Annotated in this window: 16 protein-coding genes; 8 read left to right on the top strand and 8 right to left on the bottom strand. The window is 60.3% G+C overall.

Features of this window, described 5'->3' with window-relative positions:
• Nucleotides 1–3: 3 nt before the first annotated feature.
• The gene (locus ACM6IN_RS15420; RefSeq protein ID WP_007911729.1) at nucleotides 4–891 is read left to right on the top strand and encodes a cytochrome c oxidase subunit 3; all 888 of its coding nucleotides are present in this window, start codon (nucleotides 4–6) and stop codon (nucleotides 889–891) included.
• 9 nt (nucleotides 892–900) lie between these two features.
• Here ACM6IN_RS15420 and ACM6IN_RS15425 read toward each other — a convergent pair whose 3' ends face one another.
• Nucleotides 901–1,104 carry a twin transmembrane helix small protein gene (locus ACM6IN_RS15425; RefSeq protein WP_007911731.1) on the bottom strand — a complete coding sequence of 68 codons (204 nt, stop codon included), beginning with the start codon at nucleotides 1,102–1,104 and terminating at the stop codon, nucleotides 901–903.
• Nucleotides 1,105–1,175: 71 nt separating this feature from the next.
• On the opposite strand from ACM6IN_RS15425, the gene ACM6IN_RS15430 reads away from it, so the two are divergent.
• The 5 genes from ACM6IN_RS15430 to ACM6IN_RS15450 are packed head-to-tail and all read left to right on the top strand — an operon-like array spanning nucleotide 1,176 to nucleotide 5,084.
• Nucleotides 1,176–1,916 carry an SURF1 family protein gene (locus ACM6IN_RS15430; RefSeq protein WP_414916311.1) on the top strand — a complete coding sequence of 247 codons (741 nt, stop codon included), beginning with the start codon at nucleotides 1,176–1,178 and terminating at the stop codon, nucleotides 1,914–1,916.
• Nucleotides 1,882–2,475 carry a hypothetical protein gene (locus tag ACM6IN_RS15435; RefSeq protein ID WP_414916312.1) on the top strand — a complete coding sequence of 198 codons (594 nt, stop codon included), beginning with the start codon at nucleotides 1,882–1,884 and terminating at the stop codon, nucleotides 2,473–2,475. The genes ACM6IN_RS15430 and ACM6IN_RS15435 overlap by 35 nt, the downstream gene beginning before the upstream one ends.
• Before the next feature lie 10 nt (nucleotides 2,476–2,485).
• Nucleotides 2,486–3,565: a COX15/CtaA family protein gene (locus ACM6IN_RS15440; protein WP_007911737.1), complete on the top strand. Its 1,080-nt coding sequence runs from the start codon at nucleotides 2,486–2,488 to the stop codon at nucleotides 3,563–3,565.
• Complete coding sequence (gene cyoE / locus ACM6IN_RS15445) at nucleotides 3,553–4,452, top strand: heme o synthase (RefSeq protein ID WP_414916313.1); 900 nt, start codon at nucleotides 3,553–3,555, stop codon at nucleotides 4,450–4,452. The genes ACM6IN_RS15440 and cyoE overlap by 13 nt, the downstream gene beginning before the upstream one ends.
• Nucleotides 4,449–5,084 (top strand): SCO family protein, encoded by a 636-nt coding sequence (locus tag ACM6IN_RS15450; RefSeq protein WP_007911741.1) that lies wholly within the window; start codon nucleotides 4,449–4,451, stop codon nucleotides 5,082–5,084. Before cyoE ends, ACM6IN_RS15450 begins: the two co-directional genes overlap by 4 nt.
• Before the next feature lie 325 nt (nucleotides 5,085–5,409).
• On the opposite strand, the gene ACM6IN_RS15455 is transcribed toward ACM6IN_RS15450, so the two are convergent.
• The 3 genes from ACM6IN_RS15455 to ACM6IN_RS15465 form a co-directional block, all read right to left on the bottom strand.
• Nucleotides 5,410–6,180, bottom strand: a complete 771-nt coding sequence (locus tag ACM6IN_RS15455) for a MetQ/NlpA family ABC transporter substrate-binding protein (RefSeq protein ID WP_095113104.1) — start codon at nucleotides 6,178–6,180, stop codon at nucleotides 5,410–5,412.
• A 76-nt stretch (nucleotides 6,181–6,256) separates the two neighbouring features.
• Nucleotides 6,257–6,967 (bottom strand): methionine ABC transporter permease, encoded by a 711-nt coding sequence (locus ACM6IN_RS15460; RefSeq protein WP_172680176.1) that lies wholly within the window; start codon nucleotides 6,965–6,967, stop codon nucleotides 6,257–6,259.
• Nucleotides 6,968–6,972: 5 nt separating this feature from the next.
• Nucleotides 6,973–7,980, bottom strand: coding sequence for a methionine ABC transporter ATP-binding protein (locus tag ACM6IN_RS15465; RefSeq protein ID WP_127925315.1), 1,008 nt, complete (start codon nucleotides 7,978–7,980; stop codon nucleotides 6,973–6,975).
• A 260-nt stretch (nucleotides 7,981–8,240) separates the two neighbouring features.
• Between ACM6IN_RS15465 and katE the strand changes: the two genes are divergently transcribed.
• Entirely contained in the window at nucleotides 8,241–10,382 is a 2,142-nt protein-coding gene (katE, locus tag ACM6IN_RS15470) for a catalase HPII (protein WP_414916483.1), read from the top strand.
• A gap of 82 nt (nucleotides 10,383–10,464) precedes the next feature.
• Here katE and ACM6IN_RS15475 read toward each other — a convergent pair whose 3' ends face one another.
• From ACM6IN_RS15475 to ACM6IN_RS15490, 4 genes are read right to left on the bottom strand one after another with little or no spacing between them, the layout of a single operon-like run.
• Nucleotides 10,465–11,178, bottom strand: a complete 714-nt coding sequence (locus tag ACM6IN_RS15475; protein ID WP_007911756.1) for a PA5502 family lipoprotein — start codon at nucleotides 11,176–11,178, stop codon at nucleotides 10,465–10,467.
• 37 nt (nucleotides 11,179–11,215) lie between these two features.
• Entirely contained in the window at nucleotides 11,216–12,004 is a 789-nt protein-coding gene (gene znuB / locus ACM6IN_RS15480; protein ID WP_414916314.1) for a zinc ABC transporter permease subunit ZnuB, read from the bottom strand.
• Nucleotides 11,997–12,782, bottom strand: a complete 786-nt coding sequence (znuC, locus tag ACM6IN_RS15485; protein ID WP_007911759.1) for a zinc ABC transporter ATP-binding protein ZnuC — start codon at nucleotides 12,780–12,782, stop codon at nucleotides 11,997–11,999. Before znuC ends, znuB begins: the two co-directional genes overlap by 8 nt.
• Entirely contained in the window at nucleotides 12,782–13,264 is a 483-nt protein-coding gene (locus tag ACM6IN_RS15490) for a Fur family transcriptional regulator (protein WP_007911760.1), read from the bottom strand. Before ACM6IN_RS15490 ends, znuC begins: the two co-directional genes overlap by 1 nt.
• Nucleotides 13,265–13,330: 66 nt before the next feature.
• Between ACM6IN_RS15490 and ACM6IN_RS15495 the strand changes: the two genes are divergently transcribed.
• Nucleotides 13,331–14,251 carry a zinc ABC transporter substrate-binding protein gene (locus tag ACM6IN_RS15495; protein ID WP_414916315.1) on the top strand — a complete coding sequence of 307 codons (921 nt, stop codon included), beginning with the start codon at nucleotides 13,331–13,333 and terminating at the stop codon, nucleotides 14,249–14,251.
• The last annotated feature ends 11 nt before the right edge of the window (nucleotides 14,252–14,262 follow it).

A 14,262-nucleotide genomic window follows, 5' to 3' on the forward strand; every position in this document is an offset into this window, starting at 1 on the left:
TAAATGGCAACTCATGAGCACTATTACGTTCCGGCCCAGAGCAAATGGCCGATCATCGCCACTTTCGGCATGGCCATTACCGTGTACGGCCTGGCCGTCTGGTTCAACGATCTGAAGGCGACGCGTCCGGAATCCCACGGCCCGTACATCTTTTTCGTTGGCAGCCTGTTGCTGGCGTACATGCTGTTCGGCTGGTTCGGTACGGTGATCAAGGAAAGCCGCGCAGGGCTCTACAGCGCGCAACTGGATCGCTCGTTCCGCTGGGGCATGAGTTGGTTCATCTTCTCTGAAGTGATGTTCTTCGTCGCCTTCTTCGGTGCGCTGTTTTATGTGCGCCACGTCTCCGGGCCGGCGCTCGGCGGTGAAGGCACCAAAGGCATCGCCCATATGCTGTGGCCGAACTTTCAGTTCACCTGGCCGCTACTGCACACGCCGGACCCGAAACTGTTCCCGCCGCCCAAGGACGTCATCAGCCCGTGGGGCCTGCCGCTGATCAACACGATCCTGCTGGTCAGCTCCAGCGTGACCATCACCATCGCCCACCATGCCTTGAAGAAGGGCCATCGCGGCGCGCTGAAAATCTGGCTGGCGATCACCGTGCTGCTCGGCTGCGCGTTTCTCGGTTTCCAGGCTGAGGAATACATTCACGCCTATCACGAACTGGGGCTGACCCTCGGTTCGGGCATTTATGGCGCGACGTTCTTCATGCTCACCGGTTTCCACGGCGCCCACGTGACCATCGGCACGATCATTCTGTTTGTGATGCTGATGCGCATCATGAAGGGCCACTTCGACAACGAGCACCAGTTCGGTTTCGAAGCGGCGAGCTGGTATTGGCACTTCGTCGACGTGGTCTGGATAGGCCTGTTTATCTTCGTTTACGTGCTCTGAGGACCAGAGTTACCAAGGCGCATGCGATACCAGTTGGCCGCTGTAGAAACCCCAGGCGATCAAGCCGACGGTGGCGGCGGCCAATGCCACCCGAACACTCAAGGCGATGACCAGGCGATTCGAGCTGCTGTCGTCCTTGACCAGGAAAAACAGGCCGCTGAACAGGCTGATCACCGTGGCAATCAGCATCAGGACGATGGCTGTTTTGAGCATGGGAAGAACTCCGGGGGACAGGCGATGCAGTTGAGTATAGCGATCGCAACGACTGACTTTGTGGCGCAGCCATGAAGCGTTTTCGCCCGGGCGTGATACCGACTGTGGTGGTGGCGTTGCTGCTGCCGCTGCTGGTGTCGCTGGGCTTCTGGCAACTGAGCCGGGGCGCGGAGAAAACCGCCCTGCTCGCCAGTTACGCCGAACGCCGCGCGGCCGAACCGATGGCCAGCACTGAGTTGCTGAACAGCGCCGATCCGGCCTATCGCCGCGTGCATCTGCACGGTCAGTTCGATGCCGGGCACAGCTTGTTGCTGGATAACCGCCAGCGGAATGGCAAGGTTGGCGTCGAGTTGCTGCAACCGTTTCAGGATCAACGCAGCGGTCTGTGGCTGCTGGTCAATCGCGGCTGGTTGCCGTGGCCGGATCGCCGCGTGCCGCCACAATTCACTACGCCCACTGAAGCGTTGAATGTCGATGCCTGGGTCTACGTCGCCCCCGGCGCTACTTTCCAGTTGCACGCCGATCCGGTCAGCAGCACCTGGCCGCAAACCATCACTGCCGTCGAACCCACCAAGCTGTGGAAACCCCTGGATCGCGACGGCTTCGCCTACGAATTACGCGCCGAACCCGGCCCGGCCAGCTACGAGGCCGATTGGCCGGTGGTTGCCATGGGCCCGGAAAAACACCTCGGTTACGCCGTGCAGTGGTTCGCCATGGCCACCGCCCTGCTCGGCCTCTACGTCTATTTGGGCTTGCACAACGCAAAGGAGAACCACCATGGGAACGGCCATGAATCCACCCAGCATGTCTGAGGCGAAACCTGCCGCCACCCGTCGGCGCGGACGCATTCAATTGCTGCTGATTGTGCTCGGCGTGATCGGGCCGATGGTGCTCGCCACGGGTATGTACAAATTGCAGTTCTGGGTACCGGAAGGTCGCAGCTATCACGGCGAACTGATCGGCAACGGCCAGACCCGCGCCAACCTCGGCGTGCAGGCCAACGAGGAGCGCTGGCAGATCCTGGTCACCGCGCCGAAGGATTGCGCGGTGGATTGCCAGCAACTGGTGTATCTGGCGCGGCAGATCCAGATCGGCCTCGGTCGCGACGCCGGCCGCGCCAGCCACGCCCTCGCCGTTGCGCAACCGGTCAGCACTGATTACGACGCCAAGCTGACCCGCGAATATCCACAGCTGCAACGCTACCCGCTGGACGCCGCTGTGTTCAGTAAAACCACTGGCGACAAAGCCACGCCGCAACTGTGGATCATCGACCCGCACGGCAACCTCGTGCTGCGTTACGAGCCGAATGTGAAGGGCAAGGATCTGCTCAACGACCTGCGTCATCTGCTGAAACTGTCGAACATCGGATAAGGGCATCGTCATGGCCAAACCTGGATTTCGCCTCGCGCTGTTTGCCACCCTGCTGGCCCTGATTGTGGTGCTGCTCGGCGCCTATACGCGCCTGACCCACGCCGGCCTCGGCTGTCCGGACTGGCCAGGCTGCTACGGCTTTATCAGCGTGCCGAAAAGCGAAGCCCAACTGGCCCATGCCGAACTGCATTACCCGGACTCGCCGGTGGAGGCGCACAAGGGCTGGAACGAGATGATCCACCGCTACTTTGCCGGCACCCTCGGCCTGCTGATTTCGATACTGGCCGGGCGCGCCTGGGTCAATCGTCGTCATCCGGGGCAACCGCTGAAGCTGCCGCTGTTCCTGCTGGCGGTGGTGTTTGCGCAAGCGGCGTTCGGCATGTGGACGGTGACGCTCAAACTCTGGCCGCAAGTGGTCACCGGACATTTGCTCGGCGGTTTTGCGACGTTGAGTTTGCTGTTTTTGCTGACCTTGAGACTGTCCGGCGTGCTACCGGCGCTGACCGTGCCCAAGCGTTTGCAGTATTGGGCGACAGCGGGATTGTTGTTGGTGATTGGTCAGATTGCGCTGGGTGGCTGGGTCAGCTCCAACTACGCGGCAGTGGCGTGCATCGACTTTCCGACCTGCCATGGGCAATGGCTGCCGCCGGCGGATTTCGCCAATGGTTTTCACCTGACCCAACACATCGGCCCGAACTATCTCGGTGGGCAACTCGACAGTGATGCGCGCACGGCGATTCACCTGACTCATCGTATTGGTGCGCTGTTGGTGACGTTGGTGCTGCTCGGTCTGGCCTGGCAACTGAAAGTGGTCGGCATGACGCGGCTGGCCGGCCTCGTGCTGATCGCCCTCGCCGCACAGATCAGCCTCGGCATCAGCAACGTGTTGTTCCATCTGCCGCTGCCGGTGGCGGTTGCGCATAACGCCGGCGGTGCGGCGCTGTTGCTGACCATGGTGCTGGTCAATTACCACGCGCGCACCAGTCTGGTTCGGGTCAAACAACCGGTGCTCGCGCGCTGGCGCTTGAGCCCGCGTAAACACGCGGCCGCGCCCATCACTATTAAAGGAGAAACGCCGTGGCGATTCTGATTGGCGAACGCCCGCATCAGGCGATCTGGCGTGATTATCTGGAACTGACCAAACCGAAAGTCGTGGTGCTGATGCTGATCACCTCGCTGGTCGGCATGTTCCTCGCGACCCGCGCCGGGGTGCCGTGGACGGTACTGGTGTTCGGTAATCTGGGCATTGCGTTGTGTGCCGGTGGCGCGGCGGCGGTCAACCATGTGGTGGATCGGCGCATCGATGCGGTGATGGCGCGCACGCACAAACGGCCGCTGGCTGAAGGCCGGGTGTCGCCTGCGGCGGCGCTGACCTTTGCACTGGTGCTGGCGCTGCTCGGGCAGGCCTTGTTGCTGACCTTCACCAACCCGCTGACAGCTTGGCTGACCCTGGCTTCGCTGCTCGGTTACGCAGTGATCTACACCGGTTTCCTCAAACGCGCGACGCCACAGAACATCGTTATCGGTGGCCTCGCCGGCGCCGCGCCACCGCTGCTCGGCTGGACGGCTGCCACCGGCCACGTCAGCGCCGAACCGTTGTTGCTGGTGCTGATCATCTTCGCCTGGACCCCGCCGCACTTCTGGGCGCTGGCGATCCATCGCAAAGAGGAATATGCCAAGGCTGACATCCCGATGCTGCCGGTCACCCACGGCGAGCACTACACCAAGGTGCACATTCTGCTCTACACCTTCGCTCTGCTGGCGGTGAGTCTGCTGCCGTACGTGATCCACATGAGCGGTGTGCTCTACCTGATTTGCGCGCTCGCCCTCGGTGCAAGGTTTCTGCAATGGGCCGTGGTGCTGTACCGTGGCACTCAGCCGCACGCGGCGATCAACACCTTCAAGTACTCTATCTGGTACTTGTTTCTGCTGTTCATCGCCCTGCTCGTAGACCACTACTTACTGTTGAACCTATGACTCGAACCCAGAAAACCGTCTTCATCCTCGTCGCCGTGATCGCGCTGATCCTGGGACTTACCGTCAACAAAGTGCTGAGCGGCAAGGGCCAGGGCGACCCGACTGCGTTGATCGACGCCGGCATTATTCTGCTGCCGCAGAGCCGCAATCTGCCGGACGTGACGATGACCGATCAGGACGGCAAGCCGGTGGCGATCAACGAGCTCAAAGGTAAGTGGAGTCTGCTGTTTTTCGGCTACACCTTCTGCCCGGACATCTGCCCGACCACCCTCGCCCAGTTGCGGCAAATCAAAAGTGAACTCCCCAAGGACGCTGTGGACAAGTTGCAGATCGTGCTGGTCAGCGTTGACCCGAACCGCGATAACCCGAAGCAGTTGAAACAGTACCTGGGTTACTTTGATCCGCAGTTTGTCGGCCTGACGCCGACCTCGATCGAAGAGCTGCAGAAGGTCGCGAATGCGGTGAGTATTCCGTTTATTCCGGCGGATACCAGTAAGCCGAATTACACCGTCGACCATAGCGGCAATCTGGCGGTGATCGGGCCGGATGGTACGCAGCGCGGGTTTATTCGAGCGCCGTTGAACAACGCCAAACTGGTTGCGCAGTTGCCGGTGATGCTTAACCGCAAATAAAAGCTGAAGAACGAAAAGCCCCTCACCCTAACCCTCTCCCGGAGGGAGAGGGGACTGATTGGGGGATGCTGACGAAATACGCCGACGTGAAAGTGCTGTGCTGAATCCATAATCGCCAAGATCGTTCAGGTCGATGTGCTGTGTCGAATCCATGATCGACTGGATCTTTCAGGTCGATGTATGACGCCAGACACCTCGGTCGGCCCCCTCTCCCTCCGGGAGAGGGCTGGGGTGAGGGGCTGCTCCACAACAGCTCTAAAGCCAAACACCAGACATAAAAAAGGGGACGCTCATAGCGTCCCCTTTTTCGTTGCAGCGATCTAAATCAGAACGCCGGCAATACCGCGCCCTTGTACTTCTCGGTAATGAATTTCTTCACTTCCGGGCTGTGCAGCGCAGCGGCCAGTTTCTGCATGGCGTCGCTGTCCTTGTTGTCCGCGCGGGACACAAGGATGTTCACGTACGGCGAATCGTTACCTTCAATCACCAGCGCATCCTTGGACGGATCGAGCTTGGCTTCCAGCGCGTAGTTGGTGTTGATCAGCGCCAGATCGACCTGGGTCAGCACGCGCGGGATGGTCGCGGCTTCCAGTTCACGGATCTTCAGGTCTTTCGGGTTGGTCGCGATGTCCTTGACGGTCGACAGGATGTTGGTCGGATCCTTCAGCGTGATCACGCCAGCCTTGGCCAGCAGCAACAGGGCACGGCCGCCGTTGGTGGCGTCGTTCGGGATCACCACGTTGGCACCGCTTGGCAGATCCTTCAGATCCTTGAGCTTGCTCGAGTAAGCACCCAGCGGTTCCAGGTGCACACCGGTCACGGCGACCAGGTTAGTACCCTTGGCCTTGTTGAACTCATCGAGGTACGGCTGGTGCTGGAAGAAGTTGGCGTCCAGACGCTTTTCCGCGACCTGTACGTTCGGCTGAATGTAGTCGGTGAAGACCTTGACCTTCAGATCCACGCCTTCTTTGGCCAGCGCCGGTTTCACGAACTCGAGGATTTCTGCGTGCGGCACCGGAGTGGCGGCAACGGTCAGGGTTTCGGCGTGGGCCGAGAATGCTGCAACGGCAGCGAAAGCAGCGATCAGTTTTTTCATTCAGCTAACTCCTTATGAGGCGCCCGTCTGGCGCCTGCCAGCGAATGGCCGGCTCATCTGTTCAATACAAAACCGCTTATTTGCGCGAGAAATGCACGACCAAACGGTCGCCCACCATCTGCAGCACTTGCACCAGAATCAGCAGCAACACCACGGTGACGATCATCACGTCAGTCTGGAAACGCTGGTAGCCGAAACGGATCGCCAGGTCACCCAGACCACCGGCGCCGACCACACCGGCCATTGCCGTGTAGGAAACCAGTGTAATCGCCGTCACCGTAATCGCTGCATAGATGCCCGGACGGGCCTCTGGCAACAACGCGTTGAGAATGATCTGCCGCGTGGTCGCGCCCATGGCCTGGGTCGCTTCGATGATGCCGCGATCGACTTCACGCAGCGCGGTTTCCACCAGACGCGCGAAGAACGGCGTGGCACCCACCACCAGCGGCGGAATCGCACCGGCCACGCCCAGCGACGTGCCAGTGATCAGCACGGTGAGCGGGATCATCACGATCAACAGAATAATGAACGGCAGCGAACGCAGGATGTTCACTGCCAACGACATGATCGCGTAGAGAACGCGGTTTTCCAGCAACTGGCGCGGGCTGCAGAGAAACAGCAGCACGCCCAGCGGCAGGCCGAGCAACACGGTGAACAACAGCGAGCCGCCGAGCATCATCATGGTGTCGTTGGTCGCCAGGCCGATTTCCAGCCAGTCGATGTTCTGGAAGAACAGCTTGATGGCTTCTATCGCGGCGTCGTAATTCTTGATTGCAGCGTCGAACATTTCCATTAACGCAGCACCTCCATGTGGACATCAGCGGCGGTGAAGCGGGCGAAGGCCGCTTCCATGTCGCCACCGGTGACGGCCAGGGTCAATTGCCCATAGGGGATGTCTTTGATGCGGTCGATACGACCGGCGAGGATGCTGTAGTCGACCCCGGTTTCCCGGGCGACAGTACCGAGCAACGGCGCGTAGGTCGCTTCGCCCTGGAAGGTCAGACGCACGATACGGCCCGGCACGTGAGCGAAGTCATCGCGCTGCTCGCTTTCGTCGATCTGCTCGCTTTCCTGAACAAAGCGCTTGGTGGTCGGGTGCTGCGGATGCAGGAACACATCGGCGACCGAACCTTGCTCGACGATTACGCCGGCATCCATCACCGCCACCTGATCGCAAACGCGACGGATGACATCCATCTCGTGGGTGATCAGGACGATGGTCAGTTTCAGTTCGCGGTTGATCTCGGCCAGCAGTTGCAGGACCGACGCCGTGGTCTGCGGATCGAGTGCACTGGTGGCCTCGTCGCACAGCAGAATCTTCGGCTTGGTTGCCAGGGCGCGGGCGATGCCGACGCGCTGTTTCTGACCGCCGGACAATTGCGCCGGGTACTTCTTGGCGTGGTCGGACAGACCGACGCGCGCCAGCAATTCGGCAACACGCTTGTCGATTTCGCTGCCCGACAGTTCGCCGGCCAGAGTCAGCGGCAACGCAACGTTGTCGGCCACGGTCTTGGAGGCGAGCAGGTTGAAGTGCTGGAAGATCATCCCGACTTGCTGGCGGAAACGGCGCAGGCCGTTGGCGTCCAGCGCGGTGACTTCTTCGCCGTCGACGATGATCTTGCCGCCGCTGGAGTTCTCCAGGCGATTGATCAGACGCAGCAGGGTACTTTTGCCCGCGCCGGAATGACCGATCAGACCGAACACCTGCCCGTTCTCGATGGCGAGACTGGTCGGGTGCAGCGCGGGAATGTCCTTACCGGCGACGCGGTAAGTCTTGTGGACGTTTTGAAACTCGATCACGTAGCGAACCTTGTGGGGCGCGTTAGAAAAGGATCAGCGGTTAGCCGGGCGCGCATTTTAGCCTGTCCGTATAGAGGTTCTTAGCATTTATTTCGCAATTAACCTTCGATTTGGCAATAACAAGATCAAAGGTCATAAAAAAGGAACGTCCAAAGCAGCCCATCAGTCACTAAGTAAGCGACTTGAAAACCCTGGGTGCCGTGCCCGGGAACCACTCAAGAGTCCCCGGCGAGCATCGGGGTCAACCGAGGAGTTTACGACTGATGAGCAAGAAGCCTACGTCCGACAAAAGCCAGATGGCCGGAACCGATGCCCCGGATCGAGCCAACACCAACGCCAAACTCGACAGCTTGGAGAAATTCCGCTCCGACGCCACTGGCCAAGCCCTGCGCACCAATCAGGGCGTCAAGATTGCTGACAACCAGAACACCCTGAAGGCCGGCCCGCGCGGGCCATCGCTGCTTGAAGACTTCATCATGCGTGAAAAAATCACGCACTTTGACCACGAACGCATCCCGGAGCGCATCGTCCACGCGCGCGGCACTGGCGCGCATGGTTTCTTTCAGGCTTACGAGAACCATTCGACGCTGACCAAGGCCGGTTTCCTACAGGATCCGGGGAAAAAGACGCCGGTGTTTGTGCGCTTTTCCACGGTGCAGGGCCCGCGTGGTTCCGGCGACACCGTACGCGACGTGCGCGGTTTCGCGGTGAAGTTCTTCACTGATGAAGGCAACTTCGACTTGGTCGGCAACAACATGCCGGTCTTCTTCATTCAGGACGCGATCAAGTTTCCCGACTTCGTCCACGCAGTGAAACCCGAGCCGCACAATGAAATCCCTACCGGTGGCTCTGCCCACGATACCTTCTGGGACTTCGTCTCGCTGGTGCCGGAATCGGCGCACATGGTCATCTGGGCGATGTCCGACCGGGCGATCCCGAAAAGCCTGCGCAGCATGCAAGGCTTCGGCGTGCACACCTTCCGCCTGATCAACGCCGAGGGCAAATCGCGCTTCGTCAAATTCCACTGGCGCCCTACTGCCGGCACTTGCTCACTGGTGTGGGACGAGGCGCAAAAGCTCGCCGGTAAAGACACCGACTACCACCGTCGCGACCTCTGGGAAGCGATCGAGATGGGCGACTACCCTGAATGGGAACTCGGCGTGCAGATCATCGAGGAGGAAAACGAACACGACTTCGATTTTGACATCCTCGACCCGACCAAGCTGATCCCCGAAGAAATCGTGCCGATCACGCCGCTGGGCAAAATGACCTTGAACCGTAACCCGGACAACTTCTTTGCCGAGACCGAGCAGGTTGCGTTCTGCCCTGGCCACATCGTGCCGGGCATCGACTTCTCCAATGACCCGCTGCTGCAAGGTCGGTTGTTTTCCTACACCGATACGCAAATCAGCCGACTCGGTGGGCCGAACTTTCACGAGCTGCCGATCAACCGTCCGGTCGCGCCATTCCACAACGGCCAGCGCGATGCGCAGCACCGTACGGTGATCGACAAAGGCCGCGCCTCTTATGAGCCAAACTCGATTGATGGTGGCTGGCCGAAAGAAACGCCGCCAGCCGCGCAGGACGGTGGCTTTGAGAGCTATCCGGAACGCATCGATGCGAACAAGATCCGCCAGCGCAGCGAGTCGTTCAGCGATCACTTCTCTCAGGCAACATTGTTCTTCAACAGCATGAGCGATCACGAGAAGGAGCACATCATTGCCGCTTACAGCTTCGAGCTGGGCAAGGTTGAGCGCGAGTTCATCCGTGCGCGAGAAGTGAACGAGATTCTGGCCAACATCGATCTGGAACTGGCCAAGCGTGTGGCGGCCAACCTGGGTCTGCCGGCACCGAGCAAAGGTACGGTGGATGTGCGCAAGGTGTCGTTCGATCACTCGCCGTCATTGAGCCAGGCTAATTTGCTGCCAGAGAACATCAAAACCCGAAAAGTCGCAATTCTTGCTGCGAACGGCGTTGATGGTGCAGCGATTGATGCGATGAAGAAGGCATTGGCGGCTGAAGGTGCGCACGCGAAATTGCTCGGCCCGACTTCGGCGCCGGTGAAAACCGCGGACGGCAAAATGTTGCCTGTGGATGCTTCGATGGAAGGCATGCCATCAGTAATCTTCGATGCGGTTTTCGTGCCGGGTGGCGCGGCGTCGGTCAAGGCATTGAGCGGCGACGGTGTGGCATTGCATTACCTGCTGGAGGCCTACAAGCACTTGAAGGCGATTGCGCTGCAGGGTGACGCCAAGCAATTGCAGGATCTGCTGAAGCTGGAGGCGGATGCCGGGTTGTTGCAAGGCAAGGATGTACCGGCGTTGACCAAGCCGTTCTTCGCGGCGATCGGGCAGCATCGGGTTTGGGATCGTGAGCCTAAGGCGAAAGCGATTCCAGCTTAAAAAGCAAAAGATCGCAGCCTTCGGCAGCTCCTACAGGGTGTACCTCAATCCCATGTAGGAGCTGCCGCAGGCAGCGATCTTTTTACGGTTTACGCGGACTCAAAACCATCTGCGCCGGCACCGTGCGCACGGTCTGCTTCTCAATCTTCAGATCAAAATCCGGATCGAGCTTCTTGACCCGCTTGGTCAGCAACGTCGCCAACCAAGGATAATCATCGGTCCGTGGCGCCTGAATCGTCACCCCACACTCATAATTCACCACATCAGCGGCGATCGCATCGAGTTGGCGACGAAGTTTGTGGCTATCGGTGATATTCAACGCAACCGTGGTGCTCTCGGCAGTCGGATCGATCACTTTGGCTTTCGGCTTGGCTTCGGCTGCCAACAGCGCCGCTTCAGCCTTTTCCAGTTCAGCCCTGCGCGCCTCGGTAATGGCGCCATTGACGCCACCGGTCAGCGCCGGGGCTTTCGGCATCAGCGCGCGGGCACGGCTCAACGCTGTGGCGGCCGCATTCACATCACCCTTCTGCAGCACGATCTGGCTGCGACGCAGATACGCTTCGGCAAGCTGCCGCTGGTATTGCTCAAGGGATTGATCGTTGGGGGTTTCTTTCTGCAAAGCAGCCAATTGATCTTCGGCAGTGGCCAGTTCGCTGCTGGCCAGGCTTTGCTCCAGCTGTGCGATGGCCGTAGCCCGCGCATCGGGGACTTCGGCCACCGGCGGCGTGCTTTGGCAGGCGCCGAGCAGCACTGAAAATGCGACAAGGAGCAGATAACGGGAGGCGAACGGCTTCATTCCTGCGACTCTCTAATTGCGCAAAAAGCGGCCAAGTCTACACCCCACGACGGGGCAGAACAAAACTCAACAGAAACAGTGCGGCCGCCGTCACAACGATTGACGGCCCGGCCGGGGTGTCCTTGAACCACGACAGCGCCAGCCCGCCACACACCGCGAGCATGCCCAGCAGGCTCGCGCCCAGTGCCATCTGCTCCGGCGAGCGGGCGTGACGCTGTGCCGCAGCCGCCGGGATGATCAACAGCGAGGTAATCAGCAACACACCGACGATTTTCATCGCCACCGCGATTACTACCGCAATCAACAACATCAGCGCCATGCGCAGGCCTGCGACCGGCAGGCCTTCGACCTTGGCCAGCTCTTCATGCACGGTGATCGCCAGCAATGGCCGCCACAGCGTCACCAGCAACATCAGAACCGCTGCGCTGCCGCCGAGGATCCACGCCAGATCGGTCGGGCTGATCGCCAGCAGGTCGCCGAACAGATAGGCCATCAGGTCGATCCGCACTTCATGCATGAAGCTTAGTACCACCAGGCCGAGAGAGAGCGTACTCGGTGCGAGAATTCCCAACAGCGTGTCAGACGCCAGCGGTTGACGCTGTTGCAGCGTGACCAGCAGCACCGCCAGCAGCAGGCATCCGACCGTCACTGCGACCGTCGGGCTGACATCCAGCAGAAAGCCCAACGCCACGCCGAGCAGCGCCGCGTGGGACAAGGTGTCGCCGAAGTACGCCATGCGGCGCCAGACCACAAACGACCCCAACGGACCTGCAACGATCGACAACGCCAGACCTGCAAGCAGGGCATACAACAGAAAATCAGCCATGCTTGCAGTTGTCTCCGTGAACGTGGGGTTGGCCAATCACCGGCCCTTTGACGACCGAACCGTGCAGATCGTGAGCGTGGTCGTGATGGTGGTGATAGACCGCCAGGCTCTGCGCGTTCTTGCCGAACAGCTCGACAAACGCCGGATCGCCGCTGACCTGCTCGGGATGCCCGGAGCAGCAGACGTGACGGTTGAGGCAGACCACCTGATCGGTGGTGCTCATCACCAGATGCAAATCGTGGGACACCATCAACACGCCGCAGCCATGGCGGTCGCGTAGACGGGTGATCAGGCTGTACAACTCGGCTTGCCCGGCGACGTCGACGCCCTGCACTGGTTCATCGAGCACCAGCAATTCAGGTTCGCGTAGCAGTGCCCGCGCCAACAGCACACGCTGCATTTCACCACCGGAAACGCTTTGCACCGGGCTGTCGATAACGTGTTCGGCGCCGACTTCCTTCAACGCGGCCAGCGCACGCGGACGATCAACGCCCGGCACCAGGCGCAGAAAGCGCAGCACTGAAAGCGGCAACGTCGGATCGACGTGGAGTTTTTGCGGCATATAACCGACGCGCAGTTTCGGCTTGCGCCAGACGCTGCCGCTGTCTGGCTTCAACAGGCCCAGCACGGCGCGCACCAGCGTGGTCTTGCCGGCGCCATTGGGGCCAATCAGGGTGACGATCTGCCCAGGTTCGACGCTCAGTTCGATATTGTCCAGCACAGCCTGCCCGGCAAACGTGACGGCGACCTGCTCCAGACGGATCAGCGCATTGCTCATCAAGCCCCCTGGCAACCGGAGCACAGGCCGACGACTTCGACGGTTTGCGCTTCGACAATGAAACCAACGTCCTTGGCGCTGTTGATAATCGCGTCGCTGATCACTTTTTGCTCAAGTTCAATGGCAGCGTGGCAATCGCGGCAAATCAGGAACTGGCCCTGATGCGCATGCTCCGGGTGCACGCAGCCAACGAAGGCGTTGAGCGAGGAGATGCGGTGCACCAGGCCGTTTTCCAGGAGGAAATCCAGTGCGCGATAAACGGTCGGCGGCGCGGCACGGCGACCGTCCTGCTCGCTGAGCACGGCAAGAATGTCGTAGGCACCCAGCGGCTTGTGGCTCTGCCATACCAATTCCAGCACCCGGCGGCGCAACGCGGTCAGGCGCAAGCCTTTCTGGGCGCACAAGGTATCGGCCTCGGACAAAGCGCTGTGCACGCAATGAGAGTGGTCGTGGGGACGGCTGGCAATCGGTGTAATAGGCATGGGCGGCGACGAGTTTTGATAGAGACGTTATTATGTTACCCGTTCTCGCCTCCTTGAGTGGTCATCGTGTCCCGACTTTTTTCTGTTTTTGTGGCTCTTGTCGCCAGTTTTCTGCTGATCGGTTCGGCTCAGGCCGAGGTCAAAGTCCTCACCAGCATCAAACCGTTGCAGCTGATTGCAGCGGCCGTGCAGGACGGCGTAGCGATTCCCGAAGTGCTGCTGCCGCCGGGTGCTTCGCCACACAATTACGCGCTGCGACCATCCGACGTACGGAAGGTGCAATCGGTGGATCTGCTCTACTGGATCGGCCCGGACATGGAAGGTTTCCTGCCGCGCGTGCTGAATGGCCGGACACTGCCGAGCGTCGCCGTGCAGGACTTGCCGGGGATGCATCTGCGCCGTTTCGCTGAAGACAGCCATTCCCACGCCGAAGAGGCTGACGAGCATGATCACGATCATCGTCCCGGCACGCTGGATGCGCATTTGTGGCTATCGCCGGTGAACGCGCGGGTGATTGCCGACAAGATGGCCGCCGACCTCAGCGCCGTCGACCCGGCTAACGCCGAGCGTTATCAGAGCAATGCCAAGGCGTTTGATGAGCGTCTGGATGCACTGGATCAGCGTTTGAAGAAGCGTCTGGCCAGTGTTGAAGGCAAGCCTTACTTCGTCTTCCACGAGGCGTTTGATTATTTTGAAGAGGCTTACGGCCTGAAGCATGCCGGTGTGTTCAGCGTGGCTGCCGAAGTGCAGCCGGGCGCGCAACATGTCGCGGCGATGCGCAAGCGTTTGCAGGAAGTGGGCAAGACTTGTGTGTTCAGTGAACCGCCGTTGCGTCCGCGTTTGGCCGAAACATTGGTGGCTGGCCTGCCGGTGAAACTGGCTGAGCTGGATGCGTTGGGCGGGTACACCCCGGCGACGGCTCAGGGCTATGAGCAGGTGTTGGAAAAGTTGGGCAATGATTTGGCGGGATGCCTGGCATCTCTGTAACCCCATAGAAA

Source organism: Pseudomonas sp. IT-P395 (assembly GCF_949767675.1).
Lineage (GTDB): Bacteria > Pseudomonadota > Gammaproteobacteria > Pseudomonadales > Pseudomonadaceae > Aquipseudomonas.